The organism is Pseudomonas emilianonis (genome assembly GCF_023072625.1).
In the GTDB taxonomy this organism is placed as follows: domain Bacteria; phylum Pseudomonadota; class Gammaproteobacteria; order Pseudomonadales; family Pseudomonadaceae; genus Aquipseudomonas; species Aquipseudomonas paraveronii.
Genome location: NZ_JAKNRV010000033.1, coordinates 1 through 25634 on the forward strand (window position 1 = coordinate 1; position 25634 = coordinate 25634).

The following is a 25634-nucleotide window of genomic DNA, read 5'->3' on the forward strand; positions in this document are numbered from 1 at the left end:
GGCGAGCCGCTGGTCGCGGTGTACTGCGCGAGCAAGGCGGCGGTGATCAGCCTCACGCAATCGGCGGGGCTGAACCTGATCAAGCAGGGTATCAACGTCAACGCCATCGCCCCGGGCGTGGTCGACGGCGAGCATTGGGACGGGGTGGACGCGCTGTTCGCCAAGCATGAAGGCCTGGCGCCGGGCGAGAAAAAGAAGCGGGTAGGGGATGAGGTGCCGTTCGGGCGCATGGGCACGGCTGAAGACCTCACCGGTATGGCGATCTTCCTCGCGTCGAAGGACGCCGACTATGTCGTCGCCCAGACCTACAACGTCGATGGCGGTAACTGGATGAGTTAGGCCATACACCGATCAACATGTGGGAGCGCGCAAGCCTCGGCCCACATTGGATCGTAGTTGTTCTTGAATACCGCGCTAGTCGGCAAAACTGCGATCAAAGAAGTAAATCTTCCCAGGCTTCAAGTTCTCCATCGTCGCCTGGGGCCTGCCGCCTTCGCCTGGTTTCTTGCGCCCCGTTTCCCGCAAATACCCCACCTCAGTCAGCTTCAGCAAACGCTGGCGAATACTGCTCTTCAACACCGGCCGCGCGAGCACCAGCGAGAAGATCGCCGTCGCTTGTGGTGCGCTGAATTCTTCGCCCAGGAACATCAGCGGCAAGCTGCTGTACAGCGACTTGGACAGTAACCGCTCATGCACGGCGGCCACGATAGTGTTGTGATCGAACGGCAACTTGATGCGGCCGTCGGCTACCGCATCCAGCGAAAACCAGGCTTGATGCTCGCTCAGCGTCACCTCATCCGCGATGATCGCCAGGTAGAAAGTGGACGACGACCAGCAACGCGGGTCGCGGAACGCGTCGCCCACCGTACCCACTTGCTCGCTCCACACCAGGTCGAGGCCGACTTTGTCGCTCGCGCGCAGGCGCTCCACGGCATCCGTGAGGCTCAGGTCCTGCACGTCGCCATTCACCACCACACCCGGCAGTGCCCAATGCCCGGCGAAGGGTTCGGTGTCGCGCTTGTTCAGCAGCAGCTTCAGTTCTCCCGCCGCGCGGCAGTAGAACAGCACGCACAGGTCGACGGTGTGGAGGTAGGCGCTAAGTGGCATGTGCAGTCCTTCTAAACAGCGGTGGTGCACGGTCTAACGGATCGAAAAAATATGTCATGTACTGACTAAAGCCTATATAAATAAATCTTTCTTGCAATGAAAGTACGTGACGTGTACTTTTTTTCAGGCCGCAGGAGACCCGCCATGACCCTCTCGAAACATGCCATCGCTTCATTCGACGTCGACGCCCAGAAGAGCTTTACGCCGCTGTGCCCCAACGAATTGCCAGTGGCCGAGGGGGACCTCATCGGTGCCGAACTCAACTACATGGCCAGCCTCGCGGGCTACCGTGTCGGCAGCAAGGACGCCCACACTCCGCATGCACCGTGGGTGGTCAAGCAACATAGCGAGATGCTGCAACCCACCGGCCTGTCCCACGCCGATGTCACCTGGGTCAGCCACTGCGTGCCGGGCACCGAGGGCTTCAGCCTGCTCGATGAACTGCCCACGCCCTATGACTACGATTACTTCATCTGGAAAGGCGTCGAACCCGACCTGCACCCCTACGGCGCCTGCTACCACGACCTGCACGACAAGCTGTCCACGGGCGTGATCGAGTACCTCAAAGCCCAGGGCGTAAGCCGCGTGATCGTCGGCGGCCTGGCCCTCGACTACTGCGTCAAGACCACCGCGTTGCAACTGCTCAAGGCCGGCCTGGAAGTGGTGCTGCACCTGCCGGCGTGCCGGGGTATTGCGCAGGAGGGCGGTGTACAGGCTGTCAACGAGTTGCTCAAGGCCGGTGCCTGCATCAGCCGCACCCGCGAAGAACTGGCTGCGATGGCCACGCGCTAAGGGGACACACCATGGAAAGTGCCTACGACTACGAAGCCCCGGTGATCCTGGGTTTGCTCGACACCGACAGGTATACCCGTGAGCATGTCTAAAGATTTACCGCCTAAATCCAATAAATTCAAAGAGTTACAGAGTCAGGATTTTGTCCATGTTTTCGGCCAGAAATGGACACGACTGAGGCGCTAGCTCAGAGGCGGATAAAGGATGGGGATTTATTGAAAAGGTTCAAGAAGATCCAGATGAGTTGATACGTGCAGATATCGGGGCTTCCACATGGCGGGTCAATTCCATCAGGGCTGCCTCAAGGGCTAGCTGGTTTTGGTACGTCCTCTCTAGGACATCAGCTAGCGAATATTGCGATGGCATGAGCTCGATCCTTCCTCGTAAAAACTTGGTTTGGTAGCGTAGGAATTGAAGGCCGCAGTTTGAGTTTCAGGTCATCCCACACTGGGCGTTGAACGCAGTGACGGTGCTTTAATCTTGGTACGCAGAGGTTTAAATATTTCCACCGGTCTATCCAACGTTTGATAAAAACCTACCGTTATCAAACACCGTAGCTTTGCGTGGGTCGGAAATGCTTCCAATCAAATCACCACTTTCGACCCGGAAGAAAGAATGCTACGCCGGCGGAGCTCTAAGCAGTAACGAACTTTCTCCCTGCAGCGCGCCCATTTCTTTCTCCATGTGAAGGGAACACCGCAGATCATGCAGGTGTTGATGGGGCGCTCACGCTGTTTCAAAATGCCCCCCCTTCATCTAATTTAGCGAGCAACCACTCGCCGCGTCGCCACAGCGCCTGCTGTTTGGATTCATCCATGCGGTCGAGGTTTTTATAGGTCATGCCCATGCGGTTATTACCGCGCAGACGGTCACCGTGACGCATCAGGAAGTGCCAGTAGAGTGAGTTGAAAGGGCAGGCGTCGTCCGTGATGCTTTCGCTCACCTTGTACGTGCAGCCATGACAATAGTCAGACATGCGCTTGATGTACTGGCCACTTGCGCAGTAGGGCTTGGAGCCCAGATACCCGCCATCGGCATGCATGACCATGCCGAGTGTATTGGGTAGCTCCACCCAGTCGAACGCGTCCATGTAAATTGCCAAGTACCAGGCACAAATTTGACTGGGTACGATGCCCGCGAGCAGAGCGAAATTACCGGTGACCATCAGTCTCTGGATATGGTGTGCGTAGGCATGCTCGAGGCTTTGGTCGATGGCTTGGCGCATGCAGTTCATGCGTGTTTCGCCTGTCCAGTAGAACTCAGGCAGCGACCGGGTATTACCGAATGCATTGCCCTCGGCATAGTCAGGCATCTTCAGCCAGTAGACGCCCCGGACGTATTCCCGCCAGCCGATCAACTGGCGAATAAAGCCTTCCGCAGCATTGAGCGCAATACTGCCCGCCAAATAGGCTGACTCCACATCGCTGCAAAGCTGACGAAGATCCAGTAGGCCAATATTTAGTGCAGCGCTTATACGGGCATGAAACAGGAAAGGCTCGTCGCTAGCCATGGCGTCTTGATAGTCGCCGAAGGCTGCCAAGCCCCAGTCAAGGAAGTAAACCCATAGGGCCTGAGCTTCGGCGTGGGTTACTGGGTAGGAGAACGTATCGAGGGCGCCATAGTGGCTGGAGAAGTGTTTGGCTACCAACGCAAGCACATCCTGAGTGATTGCATCCGGGCTGAAGCGGGCTGGCGAAGGGGGTCTAATACCCTTGGGCAATGCCTTGCGGTTGTCCGCGTCAAAGTTCCAGGCGCCTCCGACCGGGGTGCCGTCGCCATTTAGTAATAACCCGCTCTTGCGACGCATCTCGCGGTAGAAAAACTCCAGGCGCAGCTGCTTTTTGCCTTTGGCCCAGTTAGAGAACTCTGTGCGTGTGCAGAGAAAGCGACTATCGAGGTGCCATTGGATCGCTAAGCCACAGTCCTTGAGTGATTGCTCCAGGCGCCAGTCGCCGCACTCTGTGATGTGTACTTCATCTGGTTGCATGAGTGCCTGCCACCGCCGTAATTCGCTCGGCACCGACCCAGTATTTTCTGGATCATCGAGCGCAACGTACTGCACTCGAATTCCTCGCTGCTGCAGAGCCTCTGCGAAATGCCGCATGGCGCTAAAGATCAGGGCGATTTTTTGCGGATGGTGAGGGACATGGCGTGCTTCCTCCATCACCTCGGCCAACAGCACTGTATCGCTTTTGGTATCCAGCCCATGCAAGGAGGCGAGATTGAAAGATAGCTGGTCACCTAGGACGAGGAGTAGCCGGCGAGTCGTATGCATCAAACAGAATCCAGTGGAATAAATGCGCGCAGAAGCAATAAGGCGCCGCAGCGATTATGCGCAGTACCGATCCTTCCATCGAACTTTCGATATCGAGCGAGAAAACCTATACAGGGAGATGTGAGTGTATAGGTGTTTTTTGGCCGGTTTGGTGGGTGACGTGAGTGTTTTTTTGCTGTCAGCAAACCTGTACCGCCTAATCGATTTTGCTACTACCGGTCAGTTCACCTTACGTAGTGACATCGTCGCTCTGCGACTATCAACGTGGCTACGTTCCCACATGTTCCATCGACGAACCTGGCGTGCAGCGACGACTCCGTAGGCTCAAGAGGAGATCCCAGGGATTTTGCGTCGAACGCATCATCGCGGATGTCAACAAGCAGGAGGCGATCCGGCATAGCCTGTGTGCGTAGTGTCTTGATTTCTCGAGCGCATGGTGGGCGCGCGCCATCAAAATAGAGCGTCAGTGGCCACTATTTTTATTGTACATAAACAAACATTTTGTATAAGTTTATTTAAAGGATATTCTCAAAGAGCTGAACTGACAATGGGAGCTCAGCTAAGCGATGAAATGGGTTTATTGCTGCCCCTTTGGTGATCTCAAGAACGTTGGCTTTCGACAGCCTCACTCATCAGATACGACTGCAAAAGTCACCCTGAAATCCCATGGATAGCCCGCTATGCCCATTGCAGTTCAGATGACGCATCCAGCATCGATTTATCGTCGGCGCATTTAACGCGATTACAGATTAGAAGCGATCGCATTAAGCCTGTCCCGGACAGGGCATATTATTGAGCTAGCCATGAAGAAAACGCTTTCGTTGGCCACACGTATAGGCCTCAGTTTCACAGCCATCCTGGCGCTACTTATAGTGATAACAGCCATCGGTATTCAGCGCGTTGCGTTCATTGATTCGACCTTGGTCGACGTTAGCGAAAACGCGGCAAAGGTGCAGCGCTATGCCATCAATTTCCGTGGGAGCGTGCACAACCGCGCCATTGCTATCCGGGATGCGGTGCTGGTGACGACCGATCTGGATCTGGAAAAACACTTGTCGGAGGTTACAACCTTGGAAAAGGCTTACTCCGACTCGGCGGCGCCTATGGATCAGCTGTTCAAGGGCGTAAGCGTGACTGCCGAAGAGGTTCGATTGCTCAGCGCTATTAAGGACATCGAACAACAAACCCTGAAATCTACCCAGGCGGTACTGTCCCTGCGCCGGACTGGCGATATTTCAGGAGCCCAGGCACTGCTGATGCGTCAAACGTCTTTGGATTACAGTGAGTGGTTGAAACGCGTGAATGCGTTGATCGACTACGAGGAGGCGTCAATCAAGGTGAAGCTTGGCGCGATTCAGGCAACCGCTAGCCAGTTCAGTACGCTGATGCTGATCGCAACCGTTATTGCCCTGCTGCTGAGCATCATGCTGTCAGCTGTGATTATTCGTTTCGTTAAGTCCACGCTGGGCGCGGAGCCCGCCGAGGTTGCATTAGCTATCCAGCGGCTGGCTTCAGGTGACCTGAATCAGACTATTTCTACAGATTATCCGGACAGCGTGATGGGGGTATTGAAAGACGCGCTTAGCCACCTGGCAGAGACTATCCAGCAGGTGCGGATAGCGGCCCGTGAGGTCAATCACTCGTCTGCCCAATTGTCTGCCACCTCATCGGCTAACAATGAGCAGATCAGCCTGCAAACCCGCGAAGCCGAGCAGGTGGCCGCAGCAATCACGCAAATGGCTGCGACTGTTAATGAAGTATCCGGGTATGCCGCGCAGGCGGCTAATGCTTCCCGGTTGGCCGATATAGAAGTGGAAAGTGGCAATCAATTAGTTGCAAGCACCACTCTTGCCATCGAACGGCTTGCAATAACCCTGGAGCAAACTACGGACACCGTGAATCAGGTATCCAAACACAGTGAAAATATCGAGTCAGTGATCGACGTAATCAACTCCATCGCCTCGCAAACCAATTTGTTGGCCCTAAACGCTGCTATTGAGGCTGCTAGGGCAGGAGAACATGGGCGCGGGTTTGCGGTGGTAGCTGATGAGGTGCGCTCGCTGGCCAATCGTACACAGCAGTCGACCGAGGAAATTCGGGAGATGATCAGCACGCTGCAAGTGGGTACTGAAACCGCATCGCAAACAATGCGCAATAGTTGCGAGCTGGTGAGCCAAACGGTCACACAAACCCGCAGTGCGCAGAATGCATTAACCAGGATCAGCGAGCAGGTTGGCGCCATCAGTCATATGAACGCCCAGATCGCAAGTGCCTCCGTGCAGCAGAGTAGCGTTGCCGATGATGTCGCTCAAAATATAAACCGCATCCACGGATCCACGGTGCAGTCGGCCACCGGCTCGCTTCAAGTGGCAACGGCTAGCATGGAGCTCTCGCAGTTGGCGGATCGCCTTACCGCGAAAGTGGCGGTCTTCAGCGCCGCTTAGGATATTCGGGGTGAGCTAGGAAGTCCCTCTATGGCGCATGGGTGCCTGCTACGCTACCAGTGATCTGCCCGCCGAAAGATTGAACGTCTAACCCGGACGCGAGTAAATACGGTATGTCATGGCAGCTCAGCGACGATGTAGGAAGATTTTTCTATATGACGTTTCACTCGTCTGGTCGCCTCAACATCCTGCTGACCATGCCGATAGACTTATTATGACCCAACAGGCGGTTTCCCATGTTCAATACCAAAATCAAGAACCAGCTTCAATCTCAGGCAGCAGAGCTGTCGGAGCTGCGCCAATTACGCGATGGCCTAAACCGTGAAATGCTAACGTTGAGTATTGATTCAACTTTTAAAATTACCGCATGCAATGAAAGTTTTGCGCAGGCTTTGGGCTACACCCAGAGTCAGCTTATAGGTCGCGCCATGGCCGATCTCGTTCCGCAGTATGTGTCCAAGCTACCGTGCTTTCACAACTTTCGGGCAGCCGTAGCCGCAGGTAAGTCTATCTCTGACGAATACAGGTACCTGCACACTGACGGTTCATTGGTGTGGCTTCATGCGCATTGGCAGCCCATAACGGATATGACTGGCAGGTTGAGTCATATCACCTGCTATGCGACGAACATTACCTCTCGATTGGAAAAAGCATCGGAAAGCGTCTCGTTCATTGACGCATTACTTCGTTCGACGGCGGTGATTGAGTTTGATCTCTCCGGGCATGTACTTACGGCGAATGATCAGTTTTTAAAAGCAATGGGCTACAGCCTGGGCCAAGTTAAAGGCAGTCATCACCGTATTTTCTGCACACCAGAAGAAACCTCGTCCCAGAAATACAAGGATTTTTGGGCAATGTTGAACAAGGGTGAGTTTGTTGCCGGCCGATTTGAGCGTATTGACAGTCGCGGTCAGACGGTATGGCTGGAGGCGACGTACAACCCGGTTTATGACACCGAAGGAACACTCTGCAAGGTGGTTAAATTTGCGACCGTTGTCACCGACCAGGTTATCCGTGAACAAGCGGTCAGTGAGGCTGCCCAAACTGCGTTTGAAATTTCCCAGCAGACTGATGTCAGTGCTCAGCGAGGAGCCGTGGTAGTCAATGACACTATGCATACTATGCGTAAAATTGCCGTTGATATGCAGGCTGCCTCTGGCGGGGTCGAAGCGCTTGGTAAGCAGTCATTGTTGATCAGCTCGATCATTCAAACGATCAGTAGTATTGCCCAACAAACCAACCTGTTGGCATTGAATGCCGCGATTGAAGCCGCCCGTGCAGGCGAACAGGGCCGAGGCTTCGCGGTAGTAGCGGATGAGGTTCGACAATTGGCTGGACGCACCAGCAGCGCTACTGAAGAAATTGCCTCTGTCGTGTTGCAGAACGAGAAGCTGGTCGAAGAGACCGTAGCTGAAATGGCGAACAGCAAGTCCCAAGCTGAACAGGGCCTTGTACTTGCTACTCAGGCAGGAGAGGTAATACTGGAAATCCAGGATGGCGCTAAAAGGGTAGTCGACGCGGTCGGCAAATTTGCGAATCAGGTTGCTTAGGAAATGATGTGGCTCTGGAGTGCGAATCGCCCTAGGTGTCAGATGAGTAAGGCCTCCATCCAGGCCAGTCTGATATCAGGCAATGTCAAAGAGTCCACCCGCATCAAATACTCAAATCCAAGAAGGATTGAGGGGGCAATGCAGCGAACCTGAACTTCGTAACTTCAAATACCTTACCAAATAGGGTGAGGCATTGCAGTTACATCCTGATCCCATACACCTATAAGCGCCATCGAGAAAACCCGCTGAGGCGGGTTTTCCAGACGCAGTATAAATTTCCTGCAATGCCCTGCTTTACTGAGAAATGTCATTCTTTTTCATGTCGTCTTTTTTCATGCCGTCATTGGACATGGAATCTTTTTTCCTCGTGTTCTTCTTCATCGTATCGTCGGCATGTACAACCGCGACGCCCACTGCCAGGTAAATACCTAGGATTGCAGTCGTTAACTTTTTCATAGTGAAGCTCCTTGAGACTCAGGTTGCGAAAAAGCGCAGCCCGGGCTGCGCAATGGGGTTGCCATGGGCGTCAGCTACCACCGAACCAGTTGTAGCCCAGGTCTTCCCAGTAATCACCCGGATAGGTATTGGTGACGAAAATCGCTTGAATGGCTTTGGGTTCTTATAACCAAGCTTGGTGGGCATGCGCAGTTTCATTGGGAAGCCATATTCACGGGGCAGTACGGCACCGTCGTAGGTCAGCGTCATTAGCGTTTGCGCATGCACTGCCGTGACTGGATGTGCAAGGGAGCGAGTCGATATCAAAAATTGACCAGTTGTTGCTCTTCCATTCGATAGTTCTTCCGTGCGCATCACTGGTCAGTGAGGTTCTGGGATGTGAAATTTGTTTTGTGGTGAGCGATACAAAACATGTGCTATGGTCAACAACAGTTCTCTAATGCGTGCGAAAACCATGGCCCGTCCCCGTACATTCGATGAGTCGACTGTTTTAACAGCCGTCGCTGAAGCGTTCTGGACGCAAGGCTACGAGGCCACCTCGACCCGAGACCTCGTCAATCGCACCGGGCTCAATCAGCCAAGCCTTTACAACGCGTTTGGCGACAAACGTAGTCTTTACCGTCGCGCCCTCGTGCACTATCTAGAGTGCAGTGTGCGTGATCGAATTCGGCGCCTTGAAGCTCTGCCAAACGCTGGAATGGCCATAACTGGGTTCTTCGCAGAGGTGTTGAATCGCACACTGAACGATCCTTTTCATCGTGGGTGTCTGCTGGTGAATTCTGCCCTCGAAGCAAATGCAGAAGACACGGATTTGCGACAGGCCGTCGCAGAAGAGTTCGAGTCCATTCGCAGTTTTTTTGAAGGCCGCCTGCAAACCTTCCGCATGCAATCTGTCGATTCCGTCGAGATTGATGTGAAGCAGGGGGCGCATCATTTGCTCAGTGTGTTGCTGGGCATTCGAGTTTTGGCACGTGTTAATCCCGATCCCGCGTGGGTAACAGACGCCATTAGTATTGCAATCAAAAGCCTTGGGCTTCCTCCCTTGGCGTTAGCGATGTTCACTGAAAACCACTGCACGGAGTCAATATGATCAAGCTCTACTATCACCCGTCTCCTAACCCCGCCAAGGTTGCGCTTTTCTTGGAGGAGTCAGGCCTTGAGTACGAACTCATCCCTGTTGATACGCGCAAGGGTGAACAGCACGATCCGGCGTTTCTTAAGATCAATCCGAATGCCAAAACACCGGCTCTGGTTGATGGTGACAACGTGGTATTCGACAGCAACGCCATACTGCTCTATCTAGCCGAAAAAACAGGTATGTTCCTGCCTGCTGACAATCTCAAGGCTCGAGGTGAGATGTATTCCTGGCTCATGTTCGTCGCGACCGGTATCGGCCCTTACTCTGGACAGGCTGTTCACTTTAAGCACTTCGCACCCGAGCCAAAAGACTACGCCGTTACCCGCTACACCTTCGAAGCCTGGCGTCACTGGACGATCATCAACGAGCACCTGGCCAAACAGCCTTACATGCTCGGAAGTGAGTACACGCTGGTGGATATGGCCGTATGGGGTTGGGCGCGCGCGGTACCTTTCATCCTAGGTGATGACGCTTGGGTAAAACTTCCAAACGTAAAACGGCTCCTTGATGGCATCAATGCTCGACCGGCAGCACAGCGAACCGAAGAACTGAAGACCCGCCACAGTTACAAGACCGAGATGGATGCTGACGCGCGTAAGGCAATGTTTCCTCAGATTAGTCAGTAGGCGCGCCAGATCATGATCGACTTGCATGAATGGACTCCCCGCTATTGGGTCGAGATTTAATGTTCTTTTACGTATCCGGGCTTCCGCACGTCATTGCTCCAGTGAGCATTGGTAAAAGTGGAGCAATTTGCTCGGTTCAAGGCTGCGGGCCCCTATAAGGGGCCCGCACCGGGCGGCTTTTTCCTATGCACAGCGCCTTTAACAGCCGCTCAAGTGGTGCTCCTAAGTGCTACCTACAAACCAGTCTGGCAAGCCAACCTCAAGTGTGATGTCAGCATTAGGCGGTCACCATTGTGGATCAGGCGCACAGCGCCAACCTCCAGCTGGACTGTATGTGCCGAGTGAAGACATGACGGTTTCGTTAGCAAAAATAGCCGGAGCAAACGGATCCACTGACGACGGCAGTAGGAATTGGCCTGTTTTGGCGGGGAGCGTCGAACACTCTATTTTCCATGGAGTTTCTCCCGCGTTATGCCTACCAAAAGACAGTTCGCAGGCTAAAAGGGAGGCTGGGTTAAATGAGTTTTCGGGTTCGCCGAATTTTTCGCGCAAATGAGTCCCCGGTGTTATCGGTGTGGGACGACTGGCGGCGAAAATAAAATAGTCTCCGGCCAATAGCAGGCAGCCCTGGTGCGACGGCTCGTCCACCGCTTTCAACCATTGACCTCGACAAGAGCCGAGTGAGTCGGGTAAACGTTCCCATATTTCGTAGTAACTCTCATCCAGAGCCGTCTCTACTAGGCGCTCACTGGTTTCAAAGTGCATGCGTCCAATGTCTTCCTCGTCATTGACCGGCTGGTAGTCCAATTTGCGATGCCATTGGCAAATGTCTTCGTCTACTTGGGTCACCCCGGCGAAACCTTGCTGTTCACACAATGCCAGTTGTTGAGAGTGGCTGAGGTCTTCGAGCGCCAGACTTGGAAGTGAAATCGAGGGGATTCTTAGGTCTGCAAACAGTCGCGGTGTTTGTAGCCAGTACACGGCTGTTTCGCTGTCCGAACGCCCTGAGCGGTACTGGATCAGACTCCGCTTCCATACGCCAAAGTACCTTTCAGCAACCTGATTCATAGATATTCCTTGTGTGCGTCGCGTTTGGGTGGATATGGCTGCGCATACATTCCCAGAAAGATCTAGAACATGGCAATAGCCGGTACTGATACTCGGAAGGCTCGCTAAGTTAAGTTCTACGAAAACCCGGAATCTGGCGGTGTGTCTATTCATCGCGACCACTGAAGCCCTCTGGCAGAATTGGCGCCACGAATGAGCCATTGCGCCTTGCGCGGGCACTTAGCATTTAGTTGGCAAGACCGGTCTTCAGGACGAGGTCGCGAGTTGAAGGAAAAACACCGATGGTCGCTGAAAAATCCGAGCGCCCTTTGATGGAGTCTGGCCATGGCGTGCGGTACGTCACAGCAAAGCTTTGCAGACAACACCAAGACTGCGAATTCTCCGGCCCAAAGCCTTTGGGCTTGGGGCGCAGCCAGATGGGCGTCCATAACCAGCTCTGGTTGTTGGCGCTATCAAGCGTACTCATCGCTGGCTGCTCCAGCTCCAAATCCAATTCGCCCCCGCCGGTCGAGCGCGACCCATGCCTGGATGCGGGGCCGGCTAAAAGCGTGGAGTACGATAACTGTGTGGCTGATCGGGAAGCCAGCAAGAGGGAGGCTCTCAGAGTACTTCTCGACGATACCGGCGTTTATTCCCGACAGATGCAAATAGTCGAATCTGAGGACAATACTTACCAATGCTTGCCGGTCTGGCTTCAGAGGCACCGCGAAAGGGGGGGCGGCAGGCACGAAATAACGGTGCCGGGATGAAGACTCAACAAGCGGATCTGAGGCCGCGTTCGTGCCAGTTCGAAGGCGGCCGTTTTAAGGTTAGAATTTGAACTGATGCACGATTTCCAATAAGCGCTCGGCGTCTCCGCCGCTTTCGCGTCCGCGCTTAAGAGTGCTTTCGGCTAGCGCTACAGTGGTGTTCGCGACGACCGAGACACTGCTGATTCGTCGATTAATTTCATCGGTAACCATGGCCTGCTCATTTGCAGCTTGAGCTATCTGTAGGCTCATGTCTGATACAGAAGACACTAGTCCGCTAATGCGTTGCAGCGCCTCGCCAGCGCTAATCGCCTGCTGCACGCCTCGCTCTGCGAAGACACGGCTATCGTCCATTACTTCTACGGCTTGCTTCGAAGCGTTTTGGAGGCGGTCGATCATGCCATTTATCTCTTGCGTAGACTTTTGTGTTCGGCTAGCGAGCGTACGCACTTCGTCAGCCACTACGGCAAAACCACGACCTTGCTCGCCTGCACGAGCGGCTTCAATGGCTGCGTTGAGAGCCAATAAATTGGTTTGTTCGGCAATAGTACGAATCACCTCCAGTACCCCACCTATCTCGCGTGAATGGCCTTCTAGATCGCAAATCACAATCGCAGCACGACCCACCTCATCTGCAAGGGCGCGAATATCGATGATGGTTTTATTGACGACGGTAATCGCCGCTTGTGCCTGCTTGTCGGCATCTTGAGTTTGAGCCGCGCTGGCTTGGGCGTTTGTAGCAACGCCCTGCACGTTGGTAGCCATCTGATTAGCCGCCGCCGCAACTTGTTCCACCTCGACTTGAAGATCCGTAGCACTGCGCTGAGACGCGTCAGCATCACTCAGCAATTGTTCGGCGGAGCGCTCCAGCCCCATTGAAACATCTGCAACTGTGGTGATTTTGAGGCGTAGGCTTCCAAGGAATGCATTGAACAGTTCGATAACCTGACCAATTTCGTCATCTCGATTCGATTTGATAGTGCGGCTCAGGTCGCCACTGCCATCATTCAACGCGCTCAGAGCCTTACTCAAAGAGTACATGGGGCGTAGTACTCGATTGGCAATTAACCACAACGCCCCCAGCATAATGACCAAGACCGTGCCCCAGGCGATGAGGTTGGTGGTTCGAATCATTGTGCGCTCAGCCTTGCTGTCAATTAGCTGCTGACGATATAGCTTATCCAGCGGCTCACTAAAAGCAGCAAAGTCGGAAATAACTTTCGCTGAACGCAGGTCAAAGTCTTCCATGACTTTATCACCATCAACTTTATCACGGGCATAGGCCTGCACCATGAGCTTTCCGGTGCTGTTAAGCTGCTCAAGTGGAGTGCGCAAAGCCTGAATATTGCTGGAGAGGCTCGGAACCATAGGTGTTAGTTCATCGAGCAACTGAAGCGATGCGTTGTAATATTTCTGTGCATCGCCTATGGGTTCTTGGTCTTGGGTTAGGCTAGCGTCAGTGTAAAACTGTTGGATTTGTGCGCTGTCGTAGCGCAATTTTTGGGTCGATTCAAGAGCGATCCCTAACCGTTCGCTATTGAGCTCCATGCCATCGAGTTCATTAATTTGGGTGTGCATTAATAGGGTCAAACCAACGGCAGTTGCGACCAAGCCTGCTGCACAGAAAGCCATCAAACGAGAAATACTTAACGTCACCGAGTTCTCCAATATTGTAAAGGAAATAATAGCGTGGCTCACGCGTTTGCGTCTGAAGCGCACGTTCAAGAAATTGCCTGCACTGTAATCGGCGTATGACTTGGTCAAGACGTCGCGCTGGATATGCAGCGTATCTAACTGTTGCCGACTCCTCTCTAAGAGCATCAACAAAAAACGGCTTGGTAATTATGAGTTTACCAAAGAAAGATACCGTGCCAGCGGTATAAGCGTCCGTCCAACATATCTTACATAATTAAATAAAATGGCTCCCTTTTGGTTGAGCAAATATTGTGCGATCTTACTCATTTTCAGGCCGAAACGCGAACCGTCATTGAAACTGCGTAAATCGCCATTTTGAACGAGGTGAAAAGCTTAGCTTATCTAGAATGGATTCAATGGCCTGCGATGTTGGTGATGGTGCTCGCTGCCTGGCTTATCGGGTCTCAACGACCAGCAAGGCGGATGACAGGATTTGAATGCTTTAGCCTGAGCAATATATTGTGGGCAGGTTTGCCTTTTCATGATGAACCTTCGCGGGTTCAAAAAGAACTTCGACGTACACTAGGTTTAGTCGTAAACATCAGGAGCTTTCAGGGACTAATCCTTACCTCTGGCACCGGGCATCTGCGATACCATGATTGATGGTGCGAAGGTGGATAGGCTACAACGTCCAGCAAAGTGAACAGGTCGTGATAGAGACTGACTCGTGCCAGATAAAAATCGCCCTCTAGCGACAGCTGCTCCAACTCGCGTACTTCCCCATTCGATACCCTTTCAGTCAACGCCTACGATTCAAGGTTAACTCGCTGCCTACCAAGGAAGGCGTTCTCCGTTATAGGCAAAGAAATTGCCGCTGTCGGCAGGCTCTAATTGGTCGATCAGTGATAGTAATTCACAGGCGGCCACGTTTGCCGGCCTGGCGGCAGAGGCGCCACGAAAGGGTTGCGACAGTGCTGAAACAACTGTACCTGGGTGAAGGCTCAGCAGGCGGCTCTGAGGTCGCGTTCTTGCCAGTTCGATGGCCGCCGTTTTAATCAGCATGTTTAGTGCTGCCTTGGAGGCGCGATAGGCATACCAACCGCCCAAGCGGTTATCGCCGATACGACCCACCTTGGCAGAGAGCATCGCCATCGCGCCACGAGGATCAAGCAAGGGCAGAAAGTGACGCAAAACCAGCGCAGGCCCGATTGTGTTGACTTGGAATATCGCCTGGAGCGTATCCGCCTCAATAGCGGAGTAACTTTTTTCAGGTTTGATTTCGTCGCGATGGAGCAGACCGGCAGCATGCAAAATTAACTGGTACGGGGCTTCTTGAGCTAATTCGGAGGCCGCCCTGGCGATACTGTCGGCATCCTCCAGATCGAGGTGTGGAACACTGTTGCGCCCCAACTGACGAACATACGCACACTGTGGATCCTGATTGAGTAACTCACAAAAAGCCGAGCCAAGCGCGCCACTGGCGCCAATCACCAAGGCACGGTAGCCCTCGCCAAGGGAGTTCATCTTGAAGGAACTGTTCATTTAGCCTCACCCACAGTCTGGCGCGATTTTTCGGTATTAACCCATTCGCCCTATCAGTTGCAGAAATTCGTGACGCGAAGCGGACGACTCGCGAAAAGCTCCCAGCATCACCGAAGAGGTCATCACCGAGTTTTGCTTCTCCACGCCTCGCATCATCATGCACATGTGCTTAGCTTCAATGACTACTGCCACGCCAGCCGCATGGGTAATTTTCTGTATGGCGTCGGCAATTTGCTTTGTAAGATTTTCCTGGATCTGTAAGCGACGGGCGAACATATCCACCACTCGGGCGACCTTCGACAGGCCCAGTACCCTTCCTGTGGGGATGTACGCGACATGAGCCTTACCGATGAAAGGCAGCATGTGATGCTCACACAATGAATACAGTTCGATGTCGCGCACTATGACCATTTCATCGTTTTGTGATTCGAATAATGCGCCATTGATCACATCATCGAGACTCATTGCGTAGCCGTTGCACAGGTACTGCATTGCTTTGGCTGCGCGCTTGGGTGTATCCAGCAGTCCTTCACGCTCAGGGTTTTCGCCTACGCCGACGAGAATTTCACGGTAATGCTCTGCTAATGATGGGTTCATCTTGATTCCTCGAAGCCTTGCTGCGCTTTATGTGTCGGCCAATCCTTGGCAGTAGGAGACTATCTGCTGCGCACGATCTGACGCAGATGACACAGGGTTCGCCAGATCAGCTATGACCCAGGCTCTTCGCCGGGCCCATTACAAATTGGAGCTTTCTAGGTCTGCTTTGTTTTCAACGTGGACTGGTCGTCCGATGCGGGTTTGGACGCCGGCACCTCGCAACGGTTATCGAGACAGCGACGGCCACTATCTGGGTGAGGTAACCACGCCAAATGGGGGCGTAAGTGGCAGAAAAGGCGATAACCGAATTCAAGCAGCGGGCGGAATAAACTCCACGTCAATGGCGTTGCCCAAAAGCCCAAGCCGGCGGCTCGCCAGCTCCACAGTGTGGCATCCAGGCCCGTTACCCAGCGTCCATCAGCGAAACGGGCGTGCAGCGAGGACTGCATCTGCTCGAACGTGAACCCGAGTGCATTGGCGTCGAATACACCGCTGCTGATGTCCACAAAAAGCAGTCGATCCTTTACGGCATGTCCGCGCAGGAGCTTGATTTCGCGCGCACACAGAGGGCATTCACCGTCAAAGTACAGCGTCAGTGGCCACTTCATTTTGTTGTACATTGAGCATGCTCTTGTATAGGTTGTGTACAAGATATGCTGAAAGAAACGGACTGACAATGAGCAATGTTCTTTTGCCGTGCTATGCGCTCTGACGCCCGGTTTCGTGAACGGATCGCCTGTCTGTTCATATCCAGGTTCGTGACGGCAAGGTGCTCGAAGGCGTTCCCGTTATCGTGGGCACCCCCATTATTCTTGGAAAAGCGGGGCGTTATAGAATTGGTCAGGCACGTTAATGCTTGCGGCGCAGGACTGAATTCATCACTAAGACGTGAGCGAGTCCAAAGGTGTGATGCAGCTTGAATCGCCCAGGATTCTCTAGACACCTTGCAAATAGCCCAGTCCGTTTTTTGAGAACACCTTGCAAAAAGTTATACAAGGTGATCGATTGAGTACAAGGGTGGTGGCCGACCTATGCAAGTCAGCATGCAATCCTACCGATCAATCACTACGCTCCACCCTGAAGCCTCTCTAGGTGGTTTTGACATCTGCCGCGATCAGGAGAAAGTCCGGTTAGCGCATTGCTTTCAAGACAGGACGGTTGCAGAGGTCGCATACGCCGTCATGAACAGTGAGAGGCAACTATTGTGGATGGGTTTTTCCTACATTGAGGTCTGAATGACGAACCTTGCAAGCCGTGAAGAGCTAATCACATGGCGAACCTTAAGGTCTTCTCATGCTCAGTAATGCGCGCTTAGATATCCAGACAAATTTTGCCGAAATGCTTGTTGGTTTCCTGATACTTGAACGCTTCGACAATCTCGCTCAAAGGGAAATGACGATCAATAATCGGACGCATACCATTAGCATTGATGGCTCGGATCATGTCTTGCTGCTGGCTGCGGCTGCCCACCAGTACACCCTGCAGACGCACTTGCTTGATCAGTGCGGGTACAAAATTCATTGCACCGCTTACGCCACTCAGTATCCCGATGATGGAGATGTGACCAGCAACCCGAGTTGCAATCATCGATTGCTCAAGAGTCGCAGGGCCGCCGACTTCTATGATGTGATCAACACCACGGCCGCCCGTTAGAGCGCGTGCAGTTTCACCCCAGTTAAGGTCTTTGCGGTAATTGATCACATGATCAGCGCCTAGCCCTTTCAGACGTTCAAGTTTTTCGTCGCTTGAAGAAGTAGCAATGACGGTAGCACCGGCCATTTTAGCGAACTGCAGAGCGAAAATTGAAACGCCACCAGTGCCTTGGACGAGCACAGTGTCGCCCGGCTTGAGTGAGTCATCGGCCATCAGGGCGCGCCATGCAGTAAGGCCTGCAGTGGTGAGCGTCGACGCTTCAGCATGGCTGTATCCGGTAGGCGCGAGGGTGAACGATGTGGCTTTGGCCGTCACTTGCTCACGAGCGTAGCCGTCAATGCCATCACCTGGCACGCTAACAAAGCCCTCAACCAGTGGCGCACCGTTGATCCACTCAGGGAAGAATGTGCTAACAACCGAGTCACCCACCTTAAATTCAGTGACATCTTCGCCGACAGCAATGACTTCACCTGCACCATCGGCCATGGGGATGCGTTTTTCGCTAGGCCCCCACATACCGCTGACCACCGCGAAGTCGTGGTAGTTGAGCGAGTTGGCGTGAAGGCGCACGGTGATTTCGCCGCGCGCTGCGGCCCGGACTTCGCTACTGCCAACCACAACCTTTTCATAACCGCCACCGGGTTGGACGAAGATAGTTTTAGTGCTCATAGGGGATTCCTTGCGTTTTCTAATTACGCGAAATAACGAAATGAAATGTTAGAAATTATAGTTCGATTGTCAGTCTAGCCGCAAAATCAGCAATCGCCTGCTCGTTGCGCCGATAGTAAGTCCATTTTCCGATGCGGGTGGTTAGCACGAAGCCTGCACGTTGCAAGATAGCTAAGTGTGCAGACGCGGTCGAAGGTGAAAGGCCGGCCTTGTGCTGCAAATGGGTTACGCACACTCCTATTGCAGGATCGTCATGATCCTGAGGTGGGAAATTACTGAGTGGGTCTTTGAGCCACTCCATCATTTGCATGCGAGTGTCATTGCCCAAGGCTTTGAGCTGTTCGAGTATCATGGTGGGCGATGTTACGGGTTTTTGCAAAATGTTCAATAAATAATCTATATGACCGGCGGATTTACTGCTGAGTAGCTCGCCTCCAGCAGTCTTTGGTCGAAGTACATAGCCCAATCATCATCTGTCAGCGGATAGACTGCCGCTGAAAGTACCTCGGCGCGCTTCTCAATGAGCAGGCGCTCCGGATCGCGAGCGACTTTATAGGCTCTGCCTGATACACGTCGAGTTACTGAGTTGGACGGACGCTTAGCCCGATTTAGCCTAAGGACGTTACTTGCAACGCTAAAGATTACTCAAGCGCTTCTGGATCTACTGGAATCGACGAGGGGATTTGCCATGAAGGTTTTTTGCCATCCTGACTGTCGAAAATGCGACGTGCCTTGCGGAAATCCTCGGCATTTTCGACTACCCACGTCCAGATAGGGGACATACGGATCAACAGCCCCATGCCCAGCGGCGTCAGTTCGTACTCGACGCGGGGCGGAATTTCACCGAATTCCCGCCGAATCAGTAGGCCATCACGCTCCATGGAGCGTAGCGTCTTCGTCAACATTCGCTGAGTCACACCAGCCATCTGCCTTTTTATCTCGGCATGGCGCATCTTACCGTACACACCCAAGGCATGCAGGATGCCCAATGACCAGCGGCTACCTGCGTGAGCGAGGACTTCCCGCCTGACTCCATCATCATCTTCTCTAAGCGTTTGGCAGATAGCTTCTGCTTGGCTAAGAGTTTCATGATCGGTCATTTCTCCCCCCTGGTATCACACGTGTGCCTTCTTACGAGCGCTGCTGAATCGTGCAAGCATTCGCTTATCTTACAGGCAACCGGTCTCAGGAGAAATCATGACCAAAGTGACCCCGCTTTCCCCACAATCAATTCTCGTTCTAGGCGCCGGTGAACTTGGCCTTCCGGTTTTACGCAATCTTGCGCAGGTGGCAAAGCGTATACCCGGCTCCACAATCAGCGTCCTGCTCAGGGATTCGACCATCAACACTCAGGTGCCTGAGAAAAAGGTAGAAATCGATGAGCTCCGTAGTCTGGGCATTCAAATGGTCGCCGCAGACCTAGTGAATGATTCAATCGATCAGCTTGCTGAAGTGTTCGCACGGTTCGATACGGTAATAGGCTGCGCAGGCATGGTCGCGGGTCGAGAAACCCCGATGAAGTTGGCGACAGCAGCTCTCAAGTCCGGCGTGAAGCGCTACTTCCCATGGCAGTTTGGCGTCGATTTTGAGGTGATCGGTCGGGGCAGTCCCCAGGATCTATTCGATGCTCAGCTCGATGTGCGCGAGTTGCTTCGTGCCCAAAACAAAACTGAATGGGTAATCATCTCGACGGGTATGTTCACCAGTTTCCTTTTCGAGCCTGTATTTGAGGTAGTGGACTTCGAAAACGACGCAGTGAACGCCCTAGGCAGTCTTGAAAACAGCGTGACGCTCACGACACCAGACGACATCGGTACTCTGACAGCGGAAGTCGTTTTCTTTGAACCTCGATTCCGCAATCAAATCGTCTACCTTTCTGGCGACACTGTGACGTATGGGCAGGTTGCGAGCATCCTTGAACGTGTTCTGGGACGCCCATTCAAACGTAACGTGTGGACTGTTCCGTACCTAATCCAGGAATTGGAGAAAGACCCGACTCATCACATCAAAAAGTACCGCGCTGTGTTCGCACAAGGTCGAGGCGTGGCGTGGCCTAAAGCTGTCACTTTCAACGAGCAGCAGTCGATTCAAGTCACCACCGCTGAGCAGTGGGCTCGGAAATACCTTACAGACAATTGAACGCAAAAGCAGGTAGCCGAACGTTCTCGCGCCCATGATTTACCTGCTCAGAAGCACCTTGGCCCGATAGTGGGTGCTATGCGAAGGCGTTAACGTTCGAGGGGAGTCCCCAACCGGTTATTCTCAGCAAAGTGGGGCGTGCACAAAAATGCCGCCCATGCGATGAGGGGCGGCCTTGTCTCTTTGTCTGGTAGACGCTCAATTCCCTCTGTAGGTAGAGAAACCGTAGGGGCTGAGCAGTAATGGGATGTGGTAGTGCGCAAGGGTGCCGTCTACCTCAAAAATGACCGGTACCTCCGGAAAGAAACTTGAGATTTTGTGAGCGTTGAACCACTCACCGGTTTTGAAGGTGACACGGTAGGTGCCTTTTTCCAGGGCTTGACCATTGGGGTACAGCCCGGGAATACGACCTTGCTCGTTTGTCGCTGCGCTGTTGAGCATGTTCCAGCTCTTGCCGTCCTGTTTTTCCAACGTGACATTGACACCCGGAGACGGCAAACCATCTTGTAAGTTGAGTACATGCACACTGAGCGGGTTTCCTGCCGCTAATGCCAGTGACGATACGACACTCAATACAACGCCAGCGAAGAGAGCTTTTAATACAGTCATGATGATGTCCTTAGTTTTTAACGGCAGGTAAAATTTTGTTGATAGCGACTAATGCGCACCCTTCATCGAATGCTGCCCCACCTGCACCGGCCACTCCGATAGCGCCAATTACTTGGCCTTCAAACAACAGCGGCACTCCGCCGCCCAGCAGCAATAGCTCATTCAGGGTGTTGAGGTTTTCAGCATCGGGTGTACTGCGAGCACGCTCTGCCAATAGTCGTGTTGGCGTCTTGGTCGATAGGGCGGTATAGGCCTTACGTTGGGCTGCTAATGTGTTGTGTGGGCCAACGTTATCGTCGCGCTGCAGGGCGACTAAATTGCCTCCACGGTCGACAATTGCGGCAACACTTGTACGGCCATCGGCATGACACGCTGCCCGCGCGGCATTTAGCAAGTCATTGGCCATTGCCAATGACACGTCGTTGCGCTGCACAACTTGATCCGGTGATGCGACGGCGAGCGCGGAGCTCATTGCGAGTGACGTCAGCAATGAAGTCGGTAGGCTTATACGCATGCTTTTTCCTTTATTTTGTCTGGCTGAGTCATAGCCACACATGATGACCGGTGCACTCCGTCAGAATGATTGCCTCATGATTACCAAGATGTAATGTGCCAAAACGGTCAGGCGCGCTAGCCTATGCTCCAGTTTTGGAGGAAAAGATGCGTATCCTGGTCGTCGAAGATGAAACGAAAACAGCGGATTACCTCCACAAAGCCCTGACTGAATCGGGCTACGTGGTTGAGGTTGCCTTGGATGGCCTGGAGGGCCAGTACCTGGCGCAGGAAAGTGAGTTCGACTTGATCATTCTGGACGTCATGCTGCCGGGCCTGGACGGATGGCAATTGCTTCAGATTATTCGGCGCAAGTGGCAAACGCCGGTGCTTTTTCTTACCGCCAGGGACTCTGTGGAGGATCGGGTCAAAGGGCTTGAGTCAGGGGCCGATGATTACCTGGTCAAACCTTTTTCCTATGCCGAGTTGTTGGCCCGTGTACGTACCCTGCTGCGCAGGGGGCCTCCCCGTGAGGTCGAGCAGTTCTTGGTTGCAGACCTGAGCGTGGATCTGTTGCGGCGTAAGGTCACGCGTCAGGGTGAACGCCTGACCCTGACCAACAAGGAGTTTGCCCTGTTGCACCTGTTAGTCAGTCGGGAAGGGGAGGTGCTGTCGCGCTCCTCGATTGCTTCGCAGATCTGGCAGATGAACTTTGACAGTGATACCAATGTGGTCGATGTCGCCATTCGGCGACTGCGCGCCAAGGTTGACGATCCTTACCCACTAAAGTTGATACACACAGTACGTGGCATCGGCTACATGCTTGAGGTGCAATCCTGAAACTGTTTCCGCGTGCCCTGAGCTTGCGCCTGGCGGTTATGTTCGCGCTGGTCAGTGCGCTGCTGCTGGGCTCCATTGGTTTTTATCTTTATCAGTCGTTACAGCGAGAAATCGCGTGGCGCGATGACCAGGCCCTACTCGGGCGCCTGGATCGCATGCAGGCGTTGATCAACGACAGTGACAGCATCGAGCAACTACGAAATCGGCCCAAACTTTACGAAAACATGCTGGGCAATCGCGACAACCTGCTGTGGATTGTCGATGACACTGGCCAGGTGCTGATCGAAATCAACCCCGTAAGCATGCGCTTGCCCCAGTTACCTGCCGCAGCCCAGGCTCAGCTCGGTGACGGCCACTCTTCAGTGTCAGTGCGGCTTGCTTGGCAGCATGTCATGCAGGGTGATCGCGGCTTGACCCTGATTGCTGGCAAGTTGTTGAGTGAGCGCGAGCAGATGCTCAGGGCTTACCGACTCAAGCTCTGGCTCGCGATGTCAGTCGGCGCGCTGCTGGCTTTTGTGCTCGGCTGGTGGGTCAGTCAGCGAGGCTTACGACCTGTGCGCCTGCTGGCGAAGCGCGCTGCCGCAATTGATGTACACCATCTGCATCTGCGGCTGGATGAGTTCAACGATCTGAGTGAACTACAAGCGCTCAGCCAGGCGCTTAATAACATGCTTGCACGCCTTGAAGAGGGGTTCGCCCAGCTATCACGATTCTCAGAGGATCTCGCCCATGAGATGCGTACCCCGCTCACTAACCTGATGGGGCATACCCAGCAATCCCTGAGGCATGGTCGTTCAATCGAGGACTATCAGAACCTGCTTGTTTCCAATCAGGAAGAATATGAGCGTCTAGCGCGAATGATCGACAGCATGCTGTTCCTCGCGCGTACCGAGCAGTCGCATGCATCTGTAAGTGATGAGCTCATCAACCTGCACGATCTAGTAGAGCAACTGTGTGAGTATTTTGAAGGCTTGGCGCAAGAACGCGATGTCACGCTAATCAATCAAGCCCATGATCAGTTGCGTGCTGATCCGGCCTTGATCCGTCGAGCATTGGCTAACCTGCTCGCCAACGCACTGCGTTATGGGGCTCCCGCTACGGCAGTGACTATTAGCAGTGTGGTGTTGGCGGACAGTATTGAAGTTACTGTGCACAACCAAGGCCAGCCGATTTCAGCGGAACACCTTCCTCGACTGTTTGATCGCTTCTACCGTTGCGACCCCTCACGCAATCAGCCGGATGATTCCGGTGGCCTTGGGTTAGCAATCGTTCGCTCAATTCTGCAGCTGCATGGCGGTCGAGTGACCGTAGATAGCAGTCAATTAGGAACTAGCTTTCGCTTGGAGTTTCCTATTCGAAACGTTTGAATAGTTTTCCTTAAATGACTGCGCCGGCTTACCCAATCTAATCCGCCCTCACGCACTGACTGACTGCAAAATTACTCAAATTGTGGCAGCGAGCAGGGGCATTGCCTAAAAGCTATAGTGCCCACCCAATCCGTCATGCCACCTTGACTCAGTTAAAGGATGTCTTGGGGGGCTGACCGCTGCAAACCGAAGTGTCTGGTTGGGGCCTGCTTTCGTTGACAGCTTTTCTAGTGTTTGGAAACTTCATGATTGCGCGTGGCCCTCGATGGGCCGCTGGATTTATGGTGGGCTATTTCGCTTTTTGCCTGATGCTGGTGATCCCGACGATTCCATTCAGTCCCCATACGTTGGCTTATGCGCTGGGTATCGCGTTTCCGCTCCTGGGGTTGCTTCTGTTCAATACTCCCCGCCATCGAGAGATGCGGCAGTAGCTTAGCGAGATTCGAGCCCAGAGGGCGGTCGTGGTCGCGTTCTACGAAAAACACTCAAAGTAACGCAAACTCAATGCTTGCAGGGCAAGGTAGTAATCGCACCCACGCAAACGCGTGGGCGCGAGCCGTTATCGCTGCCTACCGCTCAATCGACCGACTCCACCGCGCATTCCACTCCGGCCGCGCCTGGTTCACCTGGTCCCAATCAATCGAAACCGCCGTCTGCAAATAACCCTGCATCGCCTCCACCCGCGCGCGGGTCTTGTCGCTGGTGGGCGTGGTCGGGTTCGACGGGATCTGGTCACCTTCCTCCAGCGCAGGTGCCTGGGCTTCGGCGGTGAGTAGGAAGGCCGCGAGTTTCTGCGCCAGTTCCGGTTGGTCGTTACGCGCGATCACGCATTCGGCGACGTTCAACACCACGGCGCCTTCCTTGGGTTGCGCATATTCCATCGGCACGCCGAGCAGTTTCTGGGTGGCGACCTGGGTCGGGGTGAGGGGGAAGATCGCGGCTTCGTCGGTTTGCACCATCTCGGAGATTTTCGCCGAGCTGGCGATGTATTCCAGTACGTTGGGGCCGACGGTTTTTGGCCAGGCCTTGAAGCCTGGGTCTACGTTGGTTTCGGAGCCGCCCTGGAGACGGTTGAACATCAGGAAACCGTGCAGGCCGAAGGTGGAGGAGGCCAGGGACTGGAACACCACTTTGTCCTTGAAACGCGGGTCGGCCAGGTCCATCCACGAGGTCGGTGCAGCCCAGCCTTTCTCTTTGAACATCCTGGCGTTGTAGCCCAGGCCGGTGACGCCGAGGGTCACGGCCACGGCTTCGTCCTTGATTTTCGCTTTGGCCGGGATCTGCTCCAGGGGCGGGCTCGGCGCCAGTTTGTCGCACAGGCCCATGGAGATGGCGCGGTACATGATGCCGTCGTCGAGGAACATCACGTGCATCTGCGGGTTGTCTTTGTTGGCCTGGACCTTGGCGAGAATGTCCGACGAAGTGCCGGGCACGATCACCACCTTGACATTATTGGCCTTCTCGAACGCGGGCAGCACCTTGTCGGCGTACACCCGTTCCATGGTGCCGCCGTTCATGCCCAGGTACAGCGTCGGCGCCGCATGGGCGGTGGAGGCGAGCAGAGCGAGGGACAAGCAGGACAGCGCAATACGAGTATTCATGATGTTTTTCCTCTCAGGCTTGGAAACGACGGATGGAAAACGCTTCGATGGGTTGCCGGCTGGCCCCTGTGCAGACGATCTCTGCCAGGGCTTCACCGACCGCCGGACCGAGCTGGAACCCGGCGCCGGCAAAGCCGAAACCGTGGAGCAGGCCAGGTTGGGTGCTGCTGGGGCCGATCACCGGTTCATGATCGGGTAGGTAACCTTCGGTGCCGCTCCAGGTGCGAATCGCCTGGGCCCCCTTGAGAAACGGGTACAGCTCGCCGGCATTGCGCAGGATCTCCA

The 25634-nt window shown here is 53.9% G+C and carries 25 protein-coding genes and 7 pseudogenes; 11 read left to right on the forward strand and 21 right to left on the reverse strand.

All coding sequences use genetic code 11. The features are described from left to right. Positions 1 to 339: SDR family oxidoreductase (locus L9Z73_RS06365; protein ID WP_247397558.1), on the forward strand; the 339-nt coding region annotated here is incomplete at its 5' end. A 75-nt stretch (positions 340 to 414) separates the two neighbouring features. Here L9Z73_RS06365 and L9Z73_RS06370 read toward each other — a convergent pair. Next, positions 415 to 1107 carry an NUDIX hydrolase gene (locus L9Z73_RS06370; RefSeq protein WP_247397561.1) on the reverse strand — a complete coding sequence of 231 codons (693 nt, stop codon included), beginning with the start codon at positions 1105 to 1107 and terminating at the stop codon, positions 415 to 417. Positions 1108 to 1251: 144 nt separating this feature from the next. On the opposite strand from L9Z73_RS06370, the gene L9Z73_RS06375 reads away from it, so the two are divergent. Then, the gene (locus L9Z73_RS06375) at positions 1252 to 1899 is read left to right on the forward strand and encodes a nicotinamidase (protein ID WP_247397563.1); all 648 of its coding nucleotides are present in this window, start codon (positions 1252 to 1254) and stop codon (positions 1897 to 1899) included. Positions 1900 to 2483: 584 nt separating this feature from the next. On the opposite strand, the gene L9Z73_RS06380 is transcribed toward L9Z73_RS06375, so the two are convergent. From L9Z73_RS06380 to L9Z73_RS06390, 3 genes and pseudogenes are all read right to left on the reverse strand, one after another. Then, positions 2484 to 2639, reverse strand: a complete 156-nt coding sequence (locus L9Z73_RS06380) for a DUF2256 domain-containing protein (protein ID WP_247397565.1) — start codon at positions 2637 to 2639, stop codon at positions 2484 to 2486. Next, the gene (locus tag L9Z73_RS06385; RefSeq protein WP_247397567.1) at positions 2636 to 4174 is read right to left on the reverse strand and encodes a cryptochrome/photolyase family protein; all 1539 of its coding nucleotides are present in this window, start codon (positions 4172 to 4174) and stop codon (positions 2636 to 2638) included. Before L9Z73_RS06385 ends, L9Z73_RS06380 begins: the two co-directional genes overlap by 4 nt. Before the next feature lie 281 nt (positions 4175 to 4455). Next, positions 4456 to 4641 (reverse strand): annotated as a pseudogene (locus tag L9Z73_RS06390) (DUF393 domain-containing protein); the annotation flags it as partial. A gap of 336 nt (positions 4642 to 4977) precedes the next feature. Between L9Z73_RS06390 and L9Z73_RS06395 the strand changes: the two are divergent. The 3 genes and pseudogenes from L9Z73_RS06395 to L9Z73_RS31390 all read left to right on the forward strand — a co-directional run. Continuing rightward, positions 4978 to 6618 carry a methyl-accepting chemotaxis protein gene (locus L9Z73_RS06395; protein ID WP_247397569.1) on the forward strand — a complete coding sequence of 547 codons (1641 nt, stop codon included), beginning with the start codon at positions 4978 to 4980 and terminating at the stop codon, positions 6616 to 6618. Between the two features lie 326 nt (positions 6619 to 6944). Continuing rightward, a pseudogene (locus tag L9Z73_RS31385) lies at positions 6945 to 7628 on the forward strand (PAS domain-containing protein); the annotation flags it as partial. 105 nt (positions 7629 to 7733) lie between these two features. Further along, positions 7734 to 8168 (forward strand): annotated as a pseudogene (locus L9Z73_RS31390) (methyl-accepting chemotaxis protein); the annotation flags it as partial. A gap of 294 nt (positions 8169 to 8462) precedes the next feature. Here the strand turns inward: L9Z73_RS31390 and L9Z73_RS06410 are convergent. Both L9Z73_RS06410 and L9Z73_RS06415 read right to left on the reverse strand, forming a co-directional pair. After that, positions 8463 to 8624, reverse strand: coding sequence for a hypothetical protein (locus L9Z73_RS06410; RefSeq protein WP_247397571.1), 162 nt, complete (start codon positions 8622 to 8624; stop codon positions 8463 to 8465). 70 nt (positions 8625 to 8694) lie between these two features. After that, positions 8695 to 8897, reverse strand: a pseudogene (locus tag L9Z73_RS06415) (molybdopterin-dependent oxidoreductase); the annotation flags it as partial. Between the two features lie 166 nt (positions 8898 to 9063). Between L9Z73_RS06415 and L9Z73_RS06420 the strand changes: the two are divergent. After that, positions 9064 to 9714 carry a TetR/AcrR family transcriptional regulator gene (locus tag L9Z73_RS06420; RefSeq protein WP_247397573.1) on the forward strand — a complete coding sequence of 217 codons (651 nt, stop codon included), beginning with the start codon at positions 9064 to 9066 and terminating at the stop codon, positions 9712 to 9714. Continuing rightward, positions 9711 to 10388, forward strand: coding sequence for a glutathione S-transferase family protein (locus tag L9Z73_RS06425; RefSeq protein ID WP_247397576.1), 678 nt, complete (start codon positions 9711 to 9713; stop codon positions 10386 to 10388). The genes L9Z73_RS06420 and L9Z73_RS06425 overlap by 4 nt, the downstream gene beginning before the upstream one ends. A 285-nt stretch (positions 10389 to 10673) precedes the next feature. Here the strand turns inward: L9Z73_RS06425 and L9Z73_RS06430 are convergent, their stop codons facing one another. The 11 genes and pseudogenes from L9Z73_RS06430 to L9Z73_RS06480 all read right to left on the reverse strand — a co-directional run bounded on the left by L9Z73_RS06430 (position 10674) and on the right by L9Z73_RS06480 (position 19401). Then, positions 10674 to 11456: a hypothetical protein gene (locus L9Z73_RS06430; protein ID WP_247397578.1), complete on the reverse strand. Its 783-nt coding sequence runs from the start codon at positions 11454 to 11456 to the stop codon at positions 10674 to 10676. A gap of 226 nt (positions 11457 to 11682) precedes the next feature. Next, entirely contained in the window at positions 11683 to 11922 is a 240-nt protein-coding gene (locus L9Z73_RS06435) for a hypothetical protein (RefSeq protein WP_247397580.1), read from the reverse strand. A gap of 209 nt (positions 11923 to 12131) precedes the next feature. Next, positions 12132 to 12267: pseudogene (locus tag L9Z73_RS06440) on the reverse strand (short-chain dehydrogenase); the annotation flags it as partial. Continuing rightward, positions 12266 to 13081, reverse strand: coding sequence for a methyl-accepting chemotaxis protein (locus L9Z73_RS31395; RefSeq protein ID WP_426101016.1), 816 nt, complete (start codon positions 13079 to 13081; stop codon positions 12266 to 12268). The gene L9Z73_RS31395 and the pseudogene L9Z73_RS06440, both read right to left, overlap by 2 nt. Before the next feature lie 42 nt (positions 13082 to 13123). Next, positions 13124 to 14026: pseudogene (locus L9Z73_RS31400) on the reverse strand (HAMP domain-containing protein); the annotation flags it as partial. Between the two features lie 645 nt (positions 14027 to 14671). Continuing rightward, positions 14672 to 15382 carry an SDR family oxidoreductase gene (locus tag L9Z73_RS06455; RefSeq protein ID WP_247397582.1) on the reverse strand — a complete coding sequence of 237 codons (711 nt, stop codon included), beginning with the start codon at positions 15380 to 15382 and terminating at the stop codon, positions 14672 to 14674. A gap of 36 nt (positions 15383 to 15418) precedes the next feature. Continuing rightward, the gene (folE, locus tag L9Z73_RS06460; protein WP_247397583.1) at positions 15419 to 15979 is read right to left on the reverse strand and encodes a GTP cyclohydrolase I FolE; all 561 of its coding nucleotides are present in this window, start codon (positions 15977 to 15979) and stop codon (positions 15419 to 15421) included. A 155-nt stretch (positions 15980 to 16134) separates the two neighbouring features. Beyond that, the gene (locus tag L9Z73_RS06465) at positions 16135 to 16599 is read right to left on the reverse strand and encodes a thiol-disulfide oxidoreductase DCC family protein (protein ID WP_247397584.1); all 465 of its coding nucleotides are present in this window, start codon (positions 16597 to 16599) and stop codon (positions 16135 to 16137) included. Between the two features lie 691 nt (positions 16600 to 17290). Beyond that, positions 17291 to 18301 (reverse strand): zinc-dependent alcohol dehydrogenase family protein, encoded by a 1011-nt coding sequence (locus L9Z73_RS06470; protein ID WP_247397586.1) that lies wholly within the window; start codon positions 18299 to 18301, stop codon positions 17291 to 17293. A gap of 55 nt (positions 18302 to 18356) precedes the next feature. Continuing rightward, a complete protein-coding gene (locus tag L9Z73_RS06475; protein WP_247397610.1) occupies positions 18357 to 18653 on the reverse strand; it encodes an ArsR/SmtB family transcription factor in 297 nt (98 codons plus the stop codon). Positions 18654 to 18942: 289 nt separating this feature from the next. Beyond that, a complete protein-coding gene (locus tag L9Z73_RS06480) occupies positions 18943 to 19401 on the reverse strand; it encodes a winged helix-turn-helix transcriptional regulator (RefSeq protein ID WP_247397588.1) in 459 nt (152 codons plus the stop codon). A gap of 97 nt (positions 19402 to 19498) precedes the next feature. Here L9Z73_RS06480 and L9Z73_RS06485 point away from each other — a divergent pair, with 97 nt between their 5' ends. After that, a complete protein-coding gene (locus L9Z73_RS06485; protein ID WP_247397591.1) occupies positions 19499 to 20440 on the forward strand; it encodes an aromatic alcohol reductase in 942 nt (313 codons plus the stop codon). 198 nt (positions 20441 to 20638) lie between these two features. Here the strand turns inward: L9Z73_RS06485 and uraH are convergent, their stop codons facing one another. Then, positions 20639 to 21049, reverse strand: coding sequence for a hydroxyisourate hydrolase (gene uraH, locus L9Z73_RS06490; RefSeq protein WP_247397592.1), 411 nt, complete (start codon positions 21047 to 21049; stop codon positions 20639 to 20641). Between the two features lie 10 nt (positions 21050 to 21059). After that, positions 21060 to 21563: a GlcG/HbpS family heme-binding protein gene (locus L9Z73_RS06495; protein ID WP_247397597.1), complete on the reverse strand. Its 504-nt coding sequence runs from the start codon at positions 21561 to 21563 to the stop codon at positions 21060 to 21062. A gap of 146 nt (positions 21564 to 21709) precedes the next feature. On the opposite strand from L9Z73_RS06495, the gene L9Z73_RS06500 reads away from it, so the two are divergent. The 3 genes and pseudogenes from L9Z73_RS06500 to L9Z73_RS06510 form a co-directional block, all read left to right on the forward strand. Further along, complete coding sequence (locus L9Z73_RS06500; protein WP_247397599.1) at positions 21710 to 22381, forward strand: heavy metal response regulator transcription factor; 672 nt, start codon at positions 21710 to 21712, stop codon at positions 22379 to 22381. Beyond that, complete coding sequence (locus L9Z73_RS06505; protein WP_247397613.1) at positions 22378 to 23748, forward strand: heavy metal sensor histidine kinase; 1371 nt, start codon at positions 22378 to 22380, stop codon at positions 23746 to 23748. Before L9Z73_RS06500 ends, L9Z73_RS06505 begins: the two co-directional genes overlap by 4 nt. Positions 23749 to 23807: 59 nt before the next feature. Continuing rightward, positions 23808 to 23921, forward strand: a pseudogene (locus L9Z73_RS06510) (NAD synthetase); the annotation flags it as partial. A 396-nt stretch (positions 23922 to 24317) separates the two neighbouring features. Here the strand turns inward: L9Z73_RS06510 and L9Z73_RS06515 are convergent. Further along, positions 24318 to 25349: an ABC transporter substrate-binding protein gene (locus tag L9Z73_RS06515; RefSeq protein WP_247397602.1), complete on the reverse strand. Its 1032-nt coding sequence runs from the start codon at positions 25347 to 25349 to the stop codon at positions 24318 to 24320. Between the two features lie 13 nt (positions 25350 to 25362). Further along, on the reverse strand, positions 25363 to 25634 hold a 272-nt coding region (locus tag L9Z73_RS06520; protein WP_247397606.1), incomplete at its 5' end, for an NAD(P)/FAD-dependent oxidoreductase.